Raw genomic sequence first — 16,953 nt, 5'->3', positions numbered from 1 at the left:
AAAAAATAGACAGTAAATTTTTTATAAGAATTTTGGTGTACTTATAAAAAAGATTTATCAAGATTATTTTTTTTTCTTAGAGGAGAAAAAAATCAGCTCTTCATAGCTATAATACTTTACAGTATTATTCGCATTAAAATCTTACTGAGCGCCGGCTCAAGTTAGAATTTCCGGAAAATGAAATTTACTTTTTTTGTTTATGAAAAATAATCCGGTAAAATTTTTGAAAGAATTTGGGGTTTTTCAAAAATGCTGTACGGGATTATTTTTTTTTCTTAGAGATTAAATTAACTTTTTACTTTTTCTATAGATACAACAAATTAAAAAAAAATCCTAACAAAATCCTAACAAAAATTGATAACTTTTATTTACAGGCAAAATCGTTCAGAAATCAGCTAAAAACATAACAAATATTATAATAAAAATTATCTGTAAATCCTGCAATTATCAATTATCAATTATCAATTAGCGAAAAAAAAACTCCTGCTAGTTTTCACCAACAGGAGTTTTTAATTATGAATTCAGAATTTAGAATTATGAATTGCCATTTTACCGGCAACTGACAACTAAATAGTTATAACTATTTTACAAGAACCATCTTCATAGTTTTTACAAACGATTGATTTCCACCGGCTGCATTGATCTGGTAGAAATAAATACCGCTTGCTAAAGCTGAAGCATTGAACTGTACTGTGTAATAACCTGCAGTTCTTGTTTCGTTAACTATCTGATACATTTCTCTTCCTGTCATATCAAAGACTTTAATTTGTACTTTGCTGTCGAATGGCAAGTCAAAATTAATCTTTGTTGACGGGTTGAAAGGATTCGGATAGTTTTGTGAAATATCGAATTTGCTTGGCACTCCGATAATAACTTCGTTTGCTAAGTCATAATATTTGAAGTTACCGTTGAAGTCCATTTGTTTTAGTCTGTAGTTATATCTTGCAGTAGCAAGGTTTCTTTCTTCAAAGCTGTAGTTCTTAATAGTGTTTGAATTTCCTGCGCCGGTTACGTTGCCGACTTTAGTCCATTCGTTTGTTCCTGCAATTCTTCTTTCAATGTTAAATCCTGAGTTGTTCTCTTCGTTATTTGTACTCCATCTTAAAGTTACATTTCTCTTATCGATAGATGAAGTGAATGATGCAAGCTCAACAGGAGCGACACCTTCATTCTGCTGTACGAACTGAATAATCTGATTTATCATTGCGCCTTGCGGAGAAGCTAAGCCTGTAACTGTAGGCACATAACTCTTATAAACGTTTGTACCGTAGAACATATTGTAAGTAGGTCCGACATAGCTGACTGCAGCGCAAGAGTCGCCGTCACCGGACTCTGTAGTCGGAATCAAAATACCTGTGGTTGTACCTGTACCGTTATTCCACGTAGCAGGTGCTACGCAATCCGGATACGGGTCATTTATTCTCTGACCTGTGATTGAAAGAAATGGTGAAGCAGTTCCTTTAACTGTACTATCTGCTGCTGTGAATGCATCAATCCAGTCATCTGCCCAGTATTGAGCGTGCATGTATTGTCTGTAGAAAATTGTATCTGCTGCTGTAGCAGATGTATTTCTTCTCGGGTCTAACTGATATCCTAAGTCATTTCCAAAGATTAAAAGACTTCTCTTATCGCTTGGTCCTGTAGAACCGTCAAGCCATACTTTCAGAGAATCTCTTGAATTTGTAATAGCGCTGATATTAGCAGCACTTGCATATAGAGCAAAGATTGTTTTCCAGTTTGAGAGCGCTGCATTTGGCAATGCGCCTGAAGTTGGAGCAACATCATACTGAGATGCATAAACTGAATTGTTCAAATGGATAATAAGCGAGTCTCTGCTTGGCTGGTCGTTCCAGATGATAAGCATTTTCTTTGCAATATTCGGTGTGAAGAATGCTGATAAAGTATCGTTTGAAGGGCTTCCGTCACCAACCATGTAAACTGAGTCTTTGATCTGATAAGTTACTCCGGTTGTGAAACCTGTAAAATCAGCAAAAGTTGTATTTGCTGTTGCACTTACTCCCAATCCTGCAGGTACAGTTGTTGTACTTATGTAAGCTGTTCCGATAATTTGTCTTACAACTGTTACAGGATTTGTTGTTGCAGATAACCCTGAATTAATGATTACTCCCGTCATAGGAATATTAGTTGTTCCGTTTGGATAAAACGAACTTCCTGATGGAGATATTGATTGGGGACCTACATTAGGTGCAGATGAAGCATCTGTTGCAAAACAGAAGTATTCACCGTTTGTTGCAAGAGGAGATATTGGTCCCGGAGCGCCTGTTGCTGTAGTTCTTGTGTAATTTGTATTTGCAGTGAATGAACCGGTGCCGCTTGTTATTGATCTTACAGTCCAGCTTCCTGTTCCTGTTGTTGACTGAGCAACAAATAAATTTTGAAGATTACCAAGTAAGCTGTCGCTTCCTGCGCCTGTACCATAGTTATAATTGTTTCCTATTAAAGCTATAGTTGAGTTTGTCGGAATATCTGAACCGCCGTTCAAATTCATTCTGTAACTTCTTGTACCCATTAATCCCTGTAAAGGACCAACTACAGAACCTGTTGGTTTTGCTTCTATTGATCCTGTAATAGATGTGCTAGCGCTCCATGCAGTTGTTGTAGCCATTACAACTGTTTTCAGAACGTTTGATGTTGGAATAGAATCATTATAACTCGTTCCTGAACCCAATGCAAAATTTCTTGATGCAGTTGTTGTAGGGAAATCCACTCTCATAGGACCTGAAACATAACATCCATGTGTTACAGATGGAGTTGCAGTACTTGGTGCTGTTCCTGCACCCGGTGCAAAAAATGCCGATGTCCTTAATATGTTAACAGCATCAGTCATTATAATACCTCTTGTTAATGTCAAAGCACCTGTTGTTGCAGTACCTACTGTAAGCGGGTAAGCAAGCTGCAGCCTTCCATGTGTAGCAACAATCATGGTACCGGCAACCGTTCTAACTCCGGTAATAAGTTCAACTTCTTCACCGGGTGAAATTGTTTCTTTGCTTGGTGTGTAAGGCTGTACTGCCAGAGTACTAGTAACACCTGTTCCGTCAAGATATGAAACACTTCTTGTTACACCTGCGCCAAATGTAGGAGCTGATGTAAATGAACCTTTTAATCTCTCGATTGTCATCGTTGTGTTAGATGCAGAGCTTCCAAGTGTAAGATTTCCGTTTGGATTTACTGTACCTAATGCTAATACAAATCTGAATGTGTTTACAACAGGGGAGTTGAAAGTAACTCCCTGTGTAACTGCGCACCAGATTGTATTTATTTTACTAAAGCTTATTGTTCCTGTATTTGTAAATGTGTAAGGTCCGTAGCCGAGCCAAATCATAGCGGCTTCCGAAGTAGAAGTTGCAGAGATACCAAAGTTAATTGTACCTGCGTTATTTATATTACCGCCTATGTATGTTCTTTTACCTGTTGCTCCGCTAAATGAATTATAAGTTCCTGTCGCCGATACTGTAAAGTCACCAAAGGTTTGTAATAATATTGTAGTGGTTGTTGAGTTATATTGTAAAATACCGTCAACCTGTAAGTTTTGGCATCTTGCTATATTTACATTAAGGTTTACAGTTGCGCCGGAAGCGATAACAACGTTGTTATCAGAAGAAGGCACTACGCCGCCTACCCATGTTGCAACATCTCCCCATAAACCGCCTGCACCTGTAGATGTAATGGTTGTAGGTGTATATTCTTCAACTGAAACATCGTCCACGAACATGTTATTTGTTCCCCATGGTGAACCAACTTCAATACCGATTTTCATATTTGCCGTTCTGAAAGCAGCAGGTATGGCAACGGTAATTCTTGACCACGGAGTAGCAGATGTTACAGTCGTTGCAGTGAAGTTCGGTGTAATCTGCTGAATGTTAAGCCATGTTGTACCGCCATCTGAAGAACCTACTACTCTTATATGCAAAGATGTACTTCCGTCTGAGTTAAACATCCAGAATCTTAAATACGGAGAAGTTGAAGATGATAGATTTATGGAAGGGGATTCAAGTCTTCTTGAGCCCCAGTTTTGTCCCGAGCCGCCAAAGTCTCTTGTCTGAAGCCAGGCAACGCCTGTACCTGAGATAGCGGAGTTTGGCATTGTTCCCGGAGTTCCCGGAGTCAATGACCAGGTTGCAGTTCCTGTATTGGTATTCTTTTGCCAGTCTTTATCACCGGAAGTTGTTCCAATACCGTCAGGAATACCATTCCCGATTAAAACTTGTCTGGATTGTGTCCAGCCCGAAGGTGCTTCAGGTGAGCCTGACCATGCGCCTTCGAAATCTTGTGTAAGATATTGTGAATAACCGTTAGTGGTCATAAACAATACCAGAGCTAAAAGTACTAAGATTTTTTTCATTTCTTTTCTTTAGAGGTTAAATAAAATATTTCTTTAAAAAAAAATTTAGTCTTTAATAATATGTATTTGTATGTAAGGAGTAGTTAGAAATTAATTAAAATTTTTAAAATGTTTGTTTACGGAAATGGATGAAAGATATAGTTTAATGAAACTAAAAAGTTAACATTAATTTGTATGATTTAGATATAAATATCAGGAATTGGAGGTTTGATATATCTGAATCATTTGAAAAAAATGATTTGTCGGTTTTAAAAAATCCCGCTGCCCGAATTAAGTTTGCTTAAAAGCGAACAACAGGATTTCTGTTTATGGAAAAATTTTCGCCGTATATTACTTTATATATACAATTAAAAAAAAATCCTAACAAAATCCTAACAAAAATCGGAAATTTTTGGGAAATTAAAAAAAAATATGCGGAGAGGTTTATTGCGGGAAAAATCGGTAAAAAAAAAATCCCGGACTGACCATGCTCTCCAATCCGGGATTTTGTAATGGTGTATCTTATTTAACCAAAATCATTTTCTTTGTATCGCTGAATGAATTTGTTTCAATTCTGTAATAATACACTCCGCTGGAAAGTGCCGATGCGTTGAAATCTGTTTCGTAGGTTCCCGCTGCGAGAACAGAATTTACAAGGTCGCTTACAAGCCTTCCGTTGACATCGAATATGTTTATTTTTACAGTTGAGTTCTTTGCTAAATCAAATCTTATCTTAGTTGACGGGTTAAACGGATTTGGATAATTATTGTATAGTTTATATTCTCCGGGAATTCCGTTTGAAATGTTTACTATTCCGGTTATGTATGATAATCTTAAAAAGTAAGGCTTTGCATTGGTTAAAGGATTTGCAAGGTTTACGTTGCTGCCGGGAACTGTATCCTTCTGAACTACTACATTGGCAAAATATACATTACCAACTATATCATTGGATGGTGAAATGCTTGCATACCTCCAGTCATTTCTAGGTGAGCTTGGTGTAATTCTTTCAGGTGCTGACCAGGTTGCGCCTGAGTTATTGGAACGTATCAGGTAAATATCATCGTAGTTTGTAGTATCCGTACTTCCGGTTGCTGAGTTTGCTGCCATGGTCGTTACAAATAGAACGTTGCCTGTTACACCTATGCTTGGTCTGCAAATCGGAGCAAGTACATCGTTTGTTCCTCCGGCAGGTGCATATGGAATATTATTGGAGTCAGCAATTACTACACTTACAGGTGCTCCTGAAGTCCAGAACCTTATTTTACTAGGCGCTCCCGGGAAGAAATTTCCTGCAGTTGTTTGTTTAATTGTTTCAAAAACGACGCAAGGTGTATTTGATTTGTAAGCCATGGAAATTCCGCGTAAACCTGCGAGTGAATCTGTGCTGAAGTTTGCATCGAAAATTTTTGTAGGCGCTGAAAAATTTGAACCTGCATCGGTTGATTCCATAAAATAAATATCGCCGTAGTTTGCAGGGTCATTTGTTCCGTCAACAATGTAAGCAATGCCTATTCTGCCGTCAGCTCCGCGGGCTATAGTATAGCACTCGGCAGGGGATGCATTGAATGCTCTGTAACTGAGAAAATTAGAAGATGTCAATGAAAGACCAATTCCAATAAAAGCTGAGTCAGCTCCGCTTGTTGATGTACAGAATACAAACTTATTAGTTAGTGATACATTTTGAGTAGCTGCTACTCTTGGCCAGATAGTTCTATTGTTTGTAGAAGCTCCGGGGTCCAAAGCAGTGAATGAACCTAAACCGGGAAATGCATCAGCAAAAAAAACTGCTCTTACATTAGTGTTTGCGCCGATTGCAGTATGCGCTCCGATTAATGCGCAGCCGTTACTTGTTCCTGTTATTGTGCCAAAGCCTGCTCTTCCCGATGCAGGAACGTTGCAGATTAAGCTCCAGGTTAGTCCTCTATCGGAACTGAAAAAATACTGAATGGTTCTGTCACTCCATCCGGTTTCCTGTGATGAATAAGTATATACGGCATGTATATTATCCTGGTTAGCAGGGTCCTGCCAGATTTGCAAAGGTGTGCCGTTGCTTTCAAGGTCGTAATAATTGCGCAATGAACTCATTTCCTTCATGAAAACTATGGTTGAAGGGGATTCATTGTAATTTTGTATTATTCTTGAGTCAGGAACTATACCTGTTTTAAAAACGCTTTTATCAACCTCTCCGTCAGAATTAATTTTTACAGAAATGCTCGCCAACATTCTGATTTGTTCAGGAGTGTAATTGCTCTTTGCCTGTAAACCAAGCGTTAATACAAAATATGAAAGTAGTAAAAGAAAAAATTTCATAAAGTTTTCTCCGTTATTAAATGACTTAATAATTACTTCATTCTCTCTTGTGGTAGTGCAAAATAGGATTGAATTTATCAATAAGATAGGTAAATAATAATGGATAATAAACGTTTAGTATAGTTTGATTAAATCCGGCATAAAATTATTTTTATAAGGAAAATCTGAATTAATTAAATTTATGAACTTTAAAATGATTATCATTATTAATAATTTTTGTAGCGCTTTTTTTCACGATTACAATCTGTTTTTAAATTATTCATATCAATTTTTTGTAAAACAGCTAAACACAATAGTGAAAACAAATCAAAATAGTACAGTCCTATTACATTGAATAAAAAAGCTTATAAGTATAACTTTTTTAACATAAAAGTATTCACCAAACAAACAAAGTAAATGCTATGAAAAGATTAGTTTACCTCTTTCTACTAACACTGCTTTTCTGCTCTGCAGATTCATTTGCGGATTCTACCTTCGTCACCACCCTGAAAATAGGGAAGCTCGGCGGCGCAATCCGTGAAATGAAATTTGTCAACTCAACAACAGGATTTTGCTGCGGCGATGACATCAGCTTTAATACAAATATCTTTATAGCAAAGACCACAGATGCAGGAAACTCCTGGCAGACTGTTACTCCTCCCGGACTAACCCGCGGCTTAACTGCTCTTGAATTTATTAATGCCAACACAGGTGTTGTAGTAGGTAATGCAGGACTTATTCTCCGCACTACTAACGGCGGAACTAACTGGTCTACAATTGATATCTCTCCCTATACAGGCGATATTTCCGATATAACTTTTTCAGGTACTGATACAGCCTACGCATGCGGAGCAAGTGTAACCGGCATGGCAACAAACACTGTATTCAAATCCGTCAACGGCGGAGTGAACTGGACAATGCTTAATACCAATTGCACAAGCTCACGCTCAATGATAGAAGTATTTAATAATCAGACATTGGTCTGCGCCGGTAACAGCGGTGTAATTATCCGTTCAACAAACGGGGGAACTACATGGGATTCGCTTCGCTTCGGTACTCAGGCATTTAACGGATTAAAAAAAGCCGGAAGCAGTACAGTTTGGGCAGTAGGAAATTCACAGGTTGTTTATAAGTCAACCAATCAGGGATTAACATTCACCCTTGCCTTAGATAACGGTCCATCGCCATTATACTCAGTAGATTTCCTTGACTCCTTAAGAGGATTTATAGTCGGCTCAAACGGAGTAAACTACATTACATCTAACGGCGGTACAAGCTGGGATTCGCTTGCAGTCTCAACTTTATGTGCGCAGGTTCTCTTCAGCGCATGTTATAAAAGCTCAACTGAAATATTTGCAAGCGGACAGCAGGGAACAATTATGAAAAGCTCTAACGGCGGAACAGTTTGGGACTACGTTGAGTCATCCAATCGTTTTCATTCTATAGATATCAACGGTTCAATACCAACTTTTATGGTGGCAGTCGGCTGGAGAGGAGCTATTATCAAATCAGCCAACTCAGGCAGCAACTGGACTTTCATGAAAGCGGCTCAGGGATTTGAACTTTACGATGTAAAGGTCTTTGATGCGAACAACTTCTATATATGCGGCGGCGGCGGTACTTTCGGAATTACAACTAACGGCGGTATAAGCTTTACCTATAGAAACACACCGGTAGTAGGAGCTACAAACAGAACAATGTACTGGTTCAATCTTAACGAAGGCTACTGCGCCGGAGACAACGGCGAGCTCTATTATACTACAAACGCCGGAACAACATGGACTTCACAGCTAAGCTGGGGAGCATCTAATAACGATATTGAAGATATAACTTTTATTGATAACAATACAGGATACGTCAGCGGACAGCTTGGCAGAATTGCAAAGACTACAAACCGCTCAACATGGGACAGCACAGGCATTACACATCCATCAACTCAATATGTCTGGGAAATGAAATACATAAGCCATACACGATTTTATGCCGGCAGCCAGAACGGTTGCATTTACGGTTCAACAAACGGCGGTGCGACTTGGGCGTTAGTTAACGATACAACAGGGCTGAGTGGTGTTAACGTTTACAGCTTTGACTACCAGTTTGGCAGAGGTATTGCCGTAGGAACAAAGGGAAAAGTATTCAGATTGCAGGACCCTTCATTCAATTGGATTCTCTCACAAAGCAACGTCACAGGACCGAACGGAACTACAATCGATCTATGGGCATATAGAATGATAACTGTAAACGGCGGATACATGTGCGGCTATCAGGGAGGACTATTTTACATAGGCATTAGTCCGCCTGTAAATATTACGAAGGGGACTGAAGTAGTCAGTGAGTATCAGCTTAGCCAGAATTACCCGAATCCTTTTAACCCGATTACAAAAATAAAATTTGCTCTTCCGAAAAATGAGTTTGTAAAAATTACAATATTTGATTTGAGCGGAAAAGAAGTGCAGCAGATAGTAAATGAAAACCTGACTGCAGGTGAATACGAAACCGAATTTAACGCAGCAAATCTTGCAAGCGGTACATATTTTTATAAGATTGAAACGAATTCATTTTCAGATACGAAGAAGATGATTTTGGTAAAATAGATTTTGTTCTTTCTTTGTTTTAACCCTAAACTCGAGGCCCGTATTGCCCTATGCATGCGGGCTTTTTTTATAAAAAAAAATCAGATTTTTGTCGGGTTTGTTTTTAAAAAAATAACCACCCCAACCCCTACTTGAAAACTTTTTAACTGAACTTCCCCCTCCTTTATAAGGAGGGGGACTGAGGGGGCGGTATCAAAAGTTGTTACACCTGCCGCTTTAGAATATGAGGATAAAGCAAAAACATTATAACTCTAAAAGACCTCCCCCTTCCCCCTCCTTCGCAGGAGGGGGTAACACTAATTACTGTACACCTAACAAATAAACTTTTTAACCCCGGACTTCCCCCTCCTTTATAAGGAGGGGGACTGAGGGGGCGGTATCAAAAGTTGTTACACCTGCTGCTTTTAGAATAAAAGGAATAAAGTAAAAATATTCTAATTCTGTATAGAATTTTTTAAAAAAAGTCGGAGTTTTTTTTATTTTCGAAATCTCAATTACGATATGCATATCTTAAATCTTAACTCACCGAAAGGGATTTTTTCCTGAAATAATTTATAAAGAAGGGTGTACCCAAAAAATCAAATTTATTTTATTAGTACTAATTGAGAAATTAATTCAGAAAGTGGTTGATACGATTTTATAAAAAAGTTTTCCACTTAAAATTAACAGGAAATCCTACCCAGCCCGTTTTTCCATTTTATCCAGAACATATTTCACATGATAAAATCTTCCGCTTTTTTTTGCTTCATCAATTAAATATCTTTCAATCTTCTCGTCCTTCTCTTCTGCTTTAATGACTATTCCAAAATATTTCAGCGCATTGGGAATGAGCACTGCAAACATTTCCGGAATCTCTTCCGCTCTATCTGTATAAAATTGTCTGATAGTATTTAATGAAGCCAGAGCGCTTTCATAAGCTTTTAGCTCTATATAGTTCATCATGTAATAAAATCTCACATTAACTTTTTCTATAATATCGTGAAGCTGTAATTTATTGAAGTAACTCAGCGAGGCTTCAAAATCATTTCTTTTAAAACTTAAAACTCCCATAGAGTAGTTCAATTCGTTCTCCCGTTTTTCCTCATTCAGATACTGCGAATATTCATTTACAAAATTTTCAGCCCAGTCATATTCATTTAAAATAATTGCAACTGTAAACATATCGCGGAAGGGACCGATTGCGAGATTTTTTAAAACTTCATTGGGGAAAATCTGCTGCTCACTGAATATTTTACTCAGCTCAAATATTTCCCTGTAGAAAGTTCTTCTGTCTATCTGAACAAGTTTAGCGAGTATTATCTGAATTGTTCTGACAATAAAAAACAATTTATCATTTCTGTGTACTTTATCCATAATTTCCAGAACACCGCTTTTCAGTTCATAATATTGTTCCGGAGTTATAGGATGTTCGGTGTAATAATATATAAGGTAAATTGTTTTGATAAAGGTTTTGTATTCAGGGAAATTATCGCCGATATATTCTAAAACTTTTTCAAAATTAATTGCTTCCAGAAATGATTCTATTTTATTTTTTTTCCAGTCGAAGAGTCTGTTATTTATTGAATTTGTTAAACACATTTCCAGAAAAGATGTCAGAAAAAATATAAGAAGATTTTTTTGTCCGTTTATCTGTATGTTCAGATATTCTTCCGTATCCTGCTGCCTTAGTGAGTCCAGATTATGTAAATAATTTTGGTTTAACCGGTGGAGGCGGACAAAAGAATTTGGAATATAAAGTGAGCCGTCTTCATAACTGCTTAAACTTCTTAAAATGATTTTGTTCGAAATATCATTCAAATCTCTCTTTGTCAGGGCTTCAGCAATAAAAATATCAAGCTCTGATTTTTTTGATTCAATTCTTTCATAACCCATAAATTTTTTAAGCAGTCCGCCAAACTCAGAGTACAGATTCTGAATTCTGGTTTCTTTAAACTCTTCACCGGGATAAAGCTTTTTGAATATTTTTTCGCTTTGCAGAAACTTTCCGTCAAACTCCGGATGCTCTTTTTTTACAGCATCAAAAATCCTGAGAATTAAATCGGAATTATTAAAGTAAGGGGAGGAAAGAAAATCGCCGAAACGTTTCAGCTCTTTTTTATCAAGTTTTCTAAGTATTTCTACAGATTGCAGGGGGAGCATAAGGATGAATAATTGAATAGTTAAACTATTGAAAAACAAAATGATATGAAAAAAATCATGCCGGTTTTACTCGTGAATTTTAAAAAATTTCTTTTTGCACCGAATATAGCAAAAATATAATTTTGATAAAATTTAATTAAATAAAATTTATTAAATAAAATTTTCACCCCTATGAAAAGGACATTTAAAACCCCAAGGCTGTTTGCAGTTTTAGTTTTTTTATCTTTAGTAATTTTCGGCAAAGTTAATGCGCAGGTTTCATTTACAGATGAAACAATTATAGCTTCTGTCCCAAGTATCTTAGGCGTTGCATGCGCTGATTTTAACTGCGACGGGAAAAAGGACATAGTTTTTACAAGTTCAACAAATAATACAATTACCGTCTGTTTGAATACAACAACAGCCGGTTCAACAACTCCCTCTTTTACAGCAGGAACTAATTTCAATACAGGAACAGTACCGCAGCAGGTAATTGCAGCAGATTTTAACGGTGACGGAAAACCTGATATTGTAGTTGCTCATCAAACCAGCACTTATGTAAAAGTTTTTTTTAACACAACAACTCCGGGGGCATCGACTCCAACATTTTCATCGGGCACTACTTTCACAACAGGAAGTTTTCCGGCATATCTCACCTATGCTGATATAAATTGCGATGGAAAGCTTGATATTGTTGTAGCAAACTCTACTGCCTCAACGGTTTCAGTATTAAGAAATACAACTTCCATCGGTTCATCAACACCAAGTTTTGCCACTCAGGTAACTTTTGCAACCGGTTCTCTTTCATCAGGATTAACAACAGCCGATATAAATAATGACGGTTTACCTGATATAATTGTCACCAATCAGCTGAGCAGCACAGTTTCAGTTTTATTAAATAAAACAACAATAAACAGCTCTACTATATCTTTTGCTGCCAAAGTTGATTTCACTACAGGTACAAATCCGATTGATGTAAGCACAGGTGATTTTAATCATGACGGGCTTACCGATTTATTGGTTACAAATTTCACAAGCGGAACGTATTCAGTTTTGCTGAATACTACTGCCGTTAATGCAACAACTCCCGTATTTTCTCCTAAGACTGATTTTACTGCAAGTCCTCAAATTTACTGGGGCAAAGCAGCCGATATAAACAATGACGGCTTGCCTGATATTGTCGGAGGGGGAAGTGTCTTTGTGTATTTAGATACAACATCTCCGGGCTCATCTTCTGTAACTTTTCATACAAAGAAATTTTTAACCGCGTCTTCCGTCCGATACGGGGAATGTGTGGATTTAAACGGAGACGGGAAGTTAGATTTTGTAGGTATTTCTACTACAGATGTAAAAGTAATAATAAACACGATGACTCTCGGCGCTACCGCATCCTTTGGAGGCGCTACTGTAGTTAATTTAACGAGTTCGGCTAATCAGATTGATATTGCAGACTTAAATTTAGATGGAAAACCGGATGTAGTTGTTTCTATGCCAATCTGGGGCATTGCAACATTTTTAAATACTACTCCGATAGGTGCATCTACGCCGACATTTGCAGCTGCATACGAGAAACTTGGGTTAACTTCTCAATACGGAATTGTATTAGCCGATGTTAATCTAGACGGACAAAGTGATATTATAAGCAGCAATAATACGTCAGGTAATTTTTCTGTCTTTATGAATACAATGGCTCCGGGAGCAACAACGGCAGTATTCGGAAATGCAGCAAATTTTACGGTGGGCACAAACCCGCGTTTTCTTACAACAGGAGATTTCAACGGAGACGGTAAACCGGATGTAGTAGTGGCAAACAATGGCTCATCCAATATAACAGTATGCCTGAACACTACAACTCCCGGCAGCAATACTGCATCATTCGGAAGCAAAGATATCGCAACCGATGCATTTCCGAATGATGTAACAGTAGCTGACTTTAACGGAGACGGCAAGGTAGATATTGCAGTAGGCATTAATAATTTTTTTGAGATGCAGATTTTTCTTAACACAACAACTCCCGGCGCTTCTACTCCTACCTTTAGCGCAGCAACTACAGTTACAACTACTAATAAAGTGGTAAATATAGCAAGCGGAGATATTAACGGCGACGGAAAGCCGGATATTATAACGGTATATCAAACAGGAGTATGCTCAGTATTTTTAAATAATACTACTATTGGCTCAACTACTCCTTCATTTCCGGCAAAAACAGATTTCTTTGTAGATAACGGCAGAATAAAAATTACAGATATCAATGGAGACGGAAAACCGGATATTTTATTAGGCGGGGGCAACGGTTCTCTAAGCCTGTCCTGCCTTATGAACACAACTTCAACCGGCACAACAACACCAATTTTTTCAAAATCAACAATTTCTACGAGCAGCAGCAATTCTGCAATAGGATTTGGAGATATTAACTTAGACGGAACAAATGATTTAATTTCAGCCTCCATAATTACTGCGTTTGTTAGAGTATATTTAAACTCTACTGTAATTCCGCTTCCGGTTGAGCTGACTTCATTCGTTGCATTAACAGATAAACAAAATGTAACTCTTAACTGGAGCACTGTGCAGGAAGAAAATAATAAGGGATTTGAAATTGAAAGAAATTCATTCGGCGCAGGATGGAAAAGGATAGGATATATAGAAGGACACGGAACAACAAACACACCACAGAATTATACTTTCACAGAACGAGGACTAACAACGGGTTCATATCATTACAGGTTAAAGCAGATAGATTATAACGGTAATTATGAGTACCATGAGTTAAACAGCGAAATCATCATAGGGGTGCCTAGCAAATTTGCTCTGGCTCAGAATTACCCGAACCCGTTTAATCCTTCTACAATTATCAATTATCAGTTAGCAAATAACAGCTTTGTATCAATAAAAATATTTGATATCAGCGGAAGAGAAGTTTCATCATTGGTAAATGAAGTTAAGGATGCGGGATATTATTCAGTGCAGTTCGATGCAAAGAGTCTGCCAAGCGGAACATATTTTTATAAGCTGAGCACGGATAAGTTCAGTGATGTGAAGAAGATGGTGGTAGTGAAGTAGAAAGTTGAAAGTTTGTAAGGTAGATATGCCGCTTCTTATTTATAGAAGCGATTATTAAAATTAAAAAAATACTCAGAATAAAAATTTTACCCCTATGAAAAAAATAATATTTATTATAGCGCTCATATTAAGCGCGCAATCTTTGTTCAGTCAGGTAACATGGACTCTGCAGAATCCCTATCCAACCTCAGAGAGCTTATTCAAAGTATCTTTTTCCGATGCAAATAATGGAATGGCAGTAGGGTGGGAGGGAACAGTCATTTCCACAACTAACGGCGGCTCATTCTGGAATATCACCAACATAACAAATAAAGATTTAAATTCAGTGTTTTGTCTGGATGCTAATACAGCATTTATAGTCGGAGATACAGGAACGGCTTTTAAAACAACGAATGCCGGGAACAGTTGGGTTGAAATGAATACCGGGGTAACAACAGATTTGATGGATATTTATTTCGTAAATGCAAGTACGGGAATTATAGCAGGAACTACAGGAACAATTTTACGCAGCACCAACGGCGGAACAAGCTGGGCTTCTGTTTCAAGCGGAACAACTACTTCGCTTAATTCGGTGAATTTTCCTTCGGCAACTACAGGTTACGCCGCAGGAGCTACCACTGTTTTGCGGACAACTAACGGGGGAATCAATTGGACAAGTATTTCGACCGGGGTGTCATTTTCAATGTACAACGTTAGTTTTGCAAGCAATACTACAGGAGTTTTAGTGGGAGTTGGCGGAAAAATATACAGAACTGTAAACTCAGGCGGAAGTTGGACTGAAACTACTTCCGGTATTTCGACTTATTTATACGGAACATCTTTTATCAACGCAAGTACAGGGTTTTCCGGCGGTGCTTCAGGTGGTATGTTAAAGACAACCAATGCCGGTTCTACCTGGAGTACGCTAACGCTTGGAACAACAGAAAATATGTTGAGTGTAAAATTTGTTGATGCAAACACTGGATATGCTGTAGGTATATACGGTTCTATAATGAAAACTACTAACGGAGGAACAAACTGGTTTTCGCAGCGAAATGGTCCTGCTCTGCAATTAGGTGATGTAAAGTATGTGAACAACAGTACCGGCTACGCATCGGGCGGTAACGGAATAATATTAAAAACTACAAACTCAGGTACAAACTGGGTAATACAGAGCACTCCTACAACACAGTTTTTAACAGAAATGTTTTTTATGGATGCCAATACAGGTACCGCTGTAGGAGGAACAGGAACAATATTAAGAACAACAAACGGAGGAACGAACTGGACATCACAAACCAGCGGAACTGCAGTTAGTTTAACTGCCGTTGTTTTTACCGATGTAAATAATGGTATTGTTACGATGTCAAACGGCGGAAGTATTTTAAAAACAACAAATGCCGGAGTGAACTGGACCTCGGTTGCTACAGGAAGTTCAGCCGTATTTTACGATTTAGATTTCTGTTCTTCCGCAACCGGAATGATTTCCTGTTCAGGCGGAACAGTTCTTAAAACAACAAACGGGGGAATAAACTGGACTTCTATTTCCACAGGAAGCTCTGCTGCATTAAATGCAATAACAATGATAGATAGTTTGACTATTTATGCTGTGGGAACAGGCGGAACTATTCTTCTTTCAACAAACGGAGGAACAAACTGGAATACTCAAGTTAGCGGAATTACTTATCCTATGAATGACGTTAAATTTGAAGACAGATATACCGGTTCAATTTGTTCTTCTGCAGGAGTGTTATTAAATACAACAAACGGAGGAACAAACTGGACTATGTATCAGCTTCCTACCTATCAGTCTCTTTACGGTATAGACTTCAATTCATTTTATGTAACTGCTGTCGGAAACGCAGGTGTAATATTACGCTCCGATGTTCTTCTTCCCGTTGAACTTTCCTCATTTACTTCAATTGTTAAAGGAAATAATGTCACACTTAACTGGAGCACCATACAGGAGCAAAACAACAAAGGATTTGAAATTCAAAGAAATTCATTTGTAATAGGATGGAAAAAGATAGGATATATAGAAGGACACGGAACAATAAACACACCGCAAAATTATACTTTCACAGAACGAGGACTAACAACGGGTTCATATCATTACAGGTTAAAGCAGATAGATTACAACGGTAATTATGAGTATCACGAGCTGACGAGTGAGGTCATCATAGGGGTGCCAAGCAGATTTGCTTTGGCTCAGAATTACCCGAACCCGTTTAACCCCGGCACAGTTCTCAGCTTTCAGTTGCCCGTTGCCGGATTTGTTTCACTAAAAGTATATGACATTAGCGGCAAGGAAGTTTCTTCATTGGTAAATGAAGTGAAAGATGCGGGGTATTATTCGGTTCTATTCAACGCATCAGGTATTTCTTCAGGAACGTATTTTTACAAATTAACCATGGATAAGTTTAGTGATGTGAAAAAGATGGTGGTTGTGAAGTAGCAAGTTCGTAAAGTTAAAAGTTTGTAAGGTTTGTAAAGTTTATCATAGTAAGGTTCGTAAAATTAAAGCCTCTTTCCGGAAGAGGCTTTTACATTCTACATTCTACATTCTAC

6 protein-coding genes are annotated in these 16,953 nt (G+C 37.8%); 3 read left to right on the top strand and 3 right to left on the bottom strand.

Translation table 11 applies throughout. The features are described from left to right. Window positions 1–580: 580 nt before the first annotated feature. Both JST55_14275 and JST55_14270 read right to left on the bottom strand, forming a co-directional pair. Window positions 581–4,366, bottom strand: a complete 3,786-nt coding sequence (locus JST55_14275; GenBank protein ID MBS1494677.1) for a T9SS type A sorting domain-containing protein — start codon at window positions 4,364–4,366, stop codon at window positions 581–583. A gap of 501 nt (window positions 4,367–4,867) precedes the next feature. After that, window positions 4,868–6,655 carry a T9SS type A sorting domain-containing protein gene (locus JST55_14270; GenBank protein MBS1494676.1) on the bottom strand — a complete coding sequence of 596 codons (1,788 nt, stop codon included), beginning with the start codon at window positions 6,653–6,655 and terminating at the stop codon, window positions 4,868–4,870. Window positions 6,656–7,056: 401 nt separating this feature from the next. Between JST55_14270 and JST55_14265 the strand changes: the two genes are divergently transcribed. After that, a complete protein-coding gene (locus tag JST55_14265) occupies window positions 7,057–9,228 on the top strand; it encodes a T9SS type A sorting domain-containing protein (GenBank protein MBS1494675.1) in 2,172 nt (723 codons plus the stop codon). A gap of 675 nt (window positions 9,229–9,903) precedes the next feature. Here JST55_14265 and JST55_14260 read toward each other — a convergent pair. Beyond that, window positions 9,904–11,367, bottom strand: coding sequence for a hypothetical protein (locus JST55_14260; GenBank protein ID MBS1494674.1), 1,464 nt, complete (start codon window positions 11,365–11,367; stop codon window positions 9,904–9,906). Window positions 11,368–11,538: 171 nt separating this feature from the next. Between JST55_14260 and JST55_14255 the strand changes: the two genes are divergently transcribed. Further along, on the top strand, window positions 11,539–14,406 hold the full coding sequence (locus JST55_14255; GenBank protein ID MBS1494673.1) for a T9SS type A sorting domain-containing protein: 2,868 nt from the start codon (window positions 11,539–11,541) through the stop codon (window positions 14,404–14,406). A gap of 94 nt (window positions 14,407–14,500) precedes the next feature. Continuing rightward, window positions 14,501–16,840, top strand: a complete 2,340-nt coding sequence (locus JST55_14250) for a T9SS type A sorting domain-containing protein (GenBank protein MBS1494672.1) — start codon at window positions 14,501–14,503, stop codon at window positions 16,838–16,840. The last annotated feature ends 113 nt before the right edge of the window (window positions 16,841–16,953 follow it).

This window comes from Bacteroidota bacterium, assembly GCA_018266835.1.
Lineage (GTDB): Bacteria > Bacteroidota > Ignavibacteria > Tepidaquicellales > Tepidaquicellaceae > JAFDZO01.
Note: the sequence above shows the minus strand (reverse complement) of the source record. Positions and strands in the feature narration are given on the sequence as shown.

What these genes read in the sequence shown, in the direction of transcription:
- JST55_14275 (MBS1494677.1), bottom strand. Translation starts at nt 4,366, where the DNA reads ATGAAAAAAATCTTAGTACTTTTAGCTCTGGTATTGTTTATGACCACT.
- JST55_14260 (MBS1494674.1), bottom strand. Translation starts at nt 11,367, where the DNA reads ATGCTCCCCCTGCAATCTGTAGAAATACTTAGAAAACTTGATAAAAAA.
- JST55_14270 (MBS1494676.1), bottom strand. Translation starts at nt 6,655, where the DNA reads ATGAAATTTTTTCTTTTACTACTTTCATATTTTGTATTAACGCTTGGT.
- JST55_14255 (MBS1494673.1), top strand. Translation starts at nt 11,539, where the DNA reads ATGAAAAGGACATTTAAAACCCCAAGGCTGTTTGCAGTTTTAGTTTTT.
- JST55_14250 (MBS1494672.1), top strand. Translation starts at nt 14,501, where the DNA reads ATGAAAAAAATAATATTTATTATAGCGCTCATATTAAGCGCGCAATCT.
- JST55_14265 (MBS1494675.1), top strand. Translation starts at nt 7,057, where the DNA reads ATGAAAAGATTAGTTTACCTCTTTCTACTAACACTGCTTTTCTGCTCT.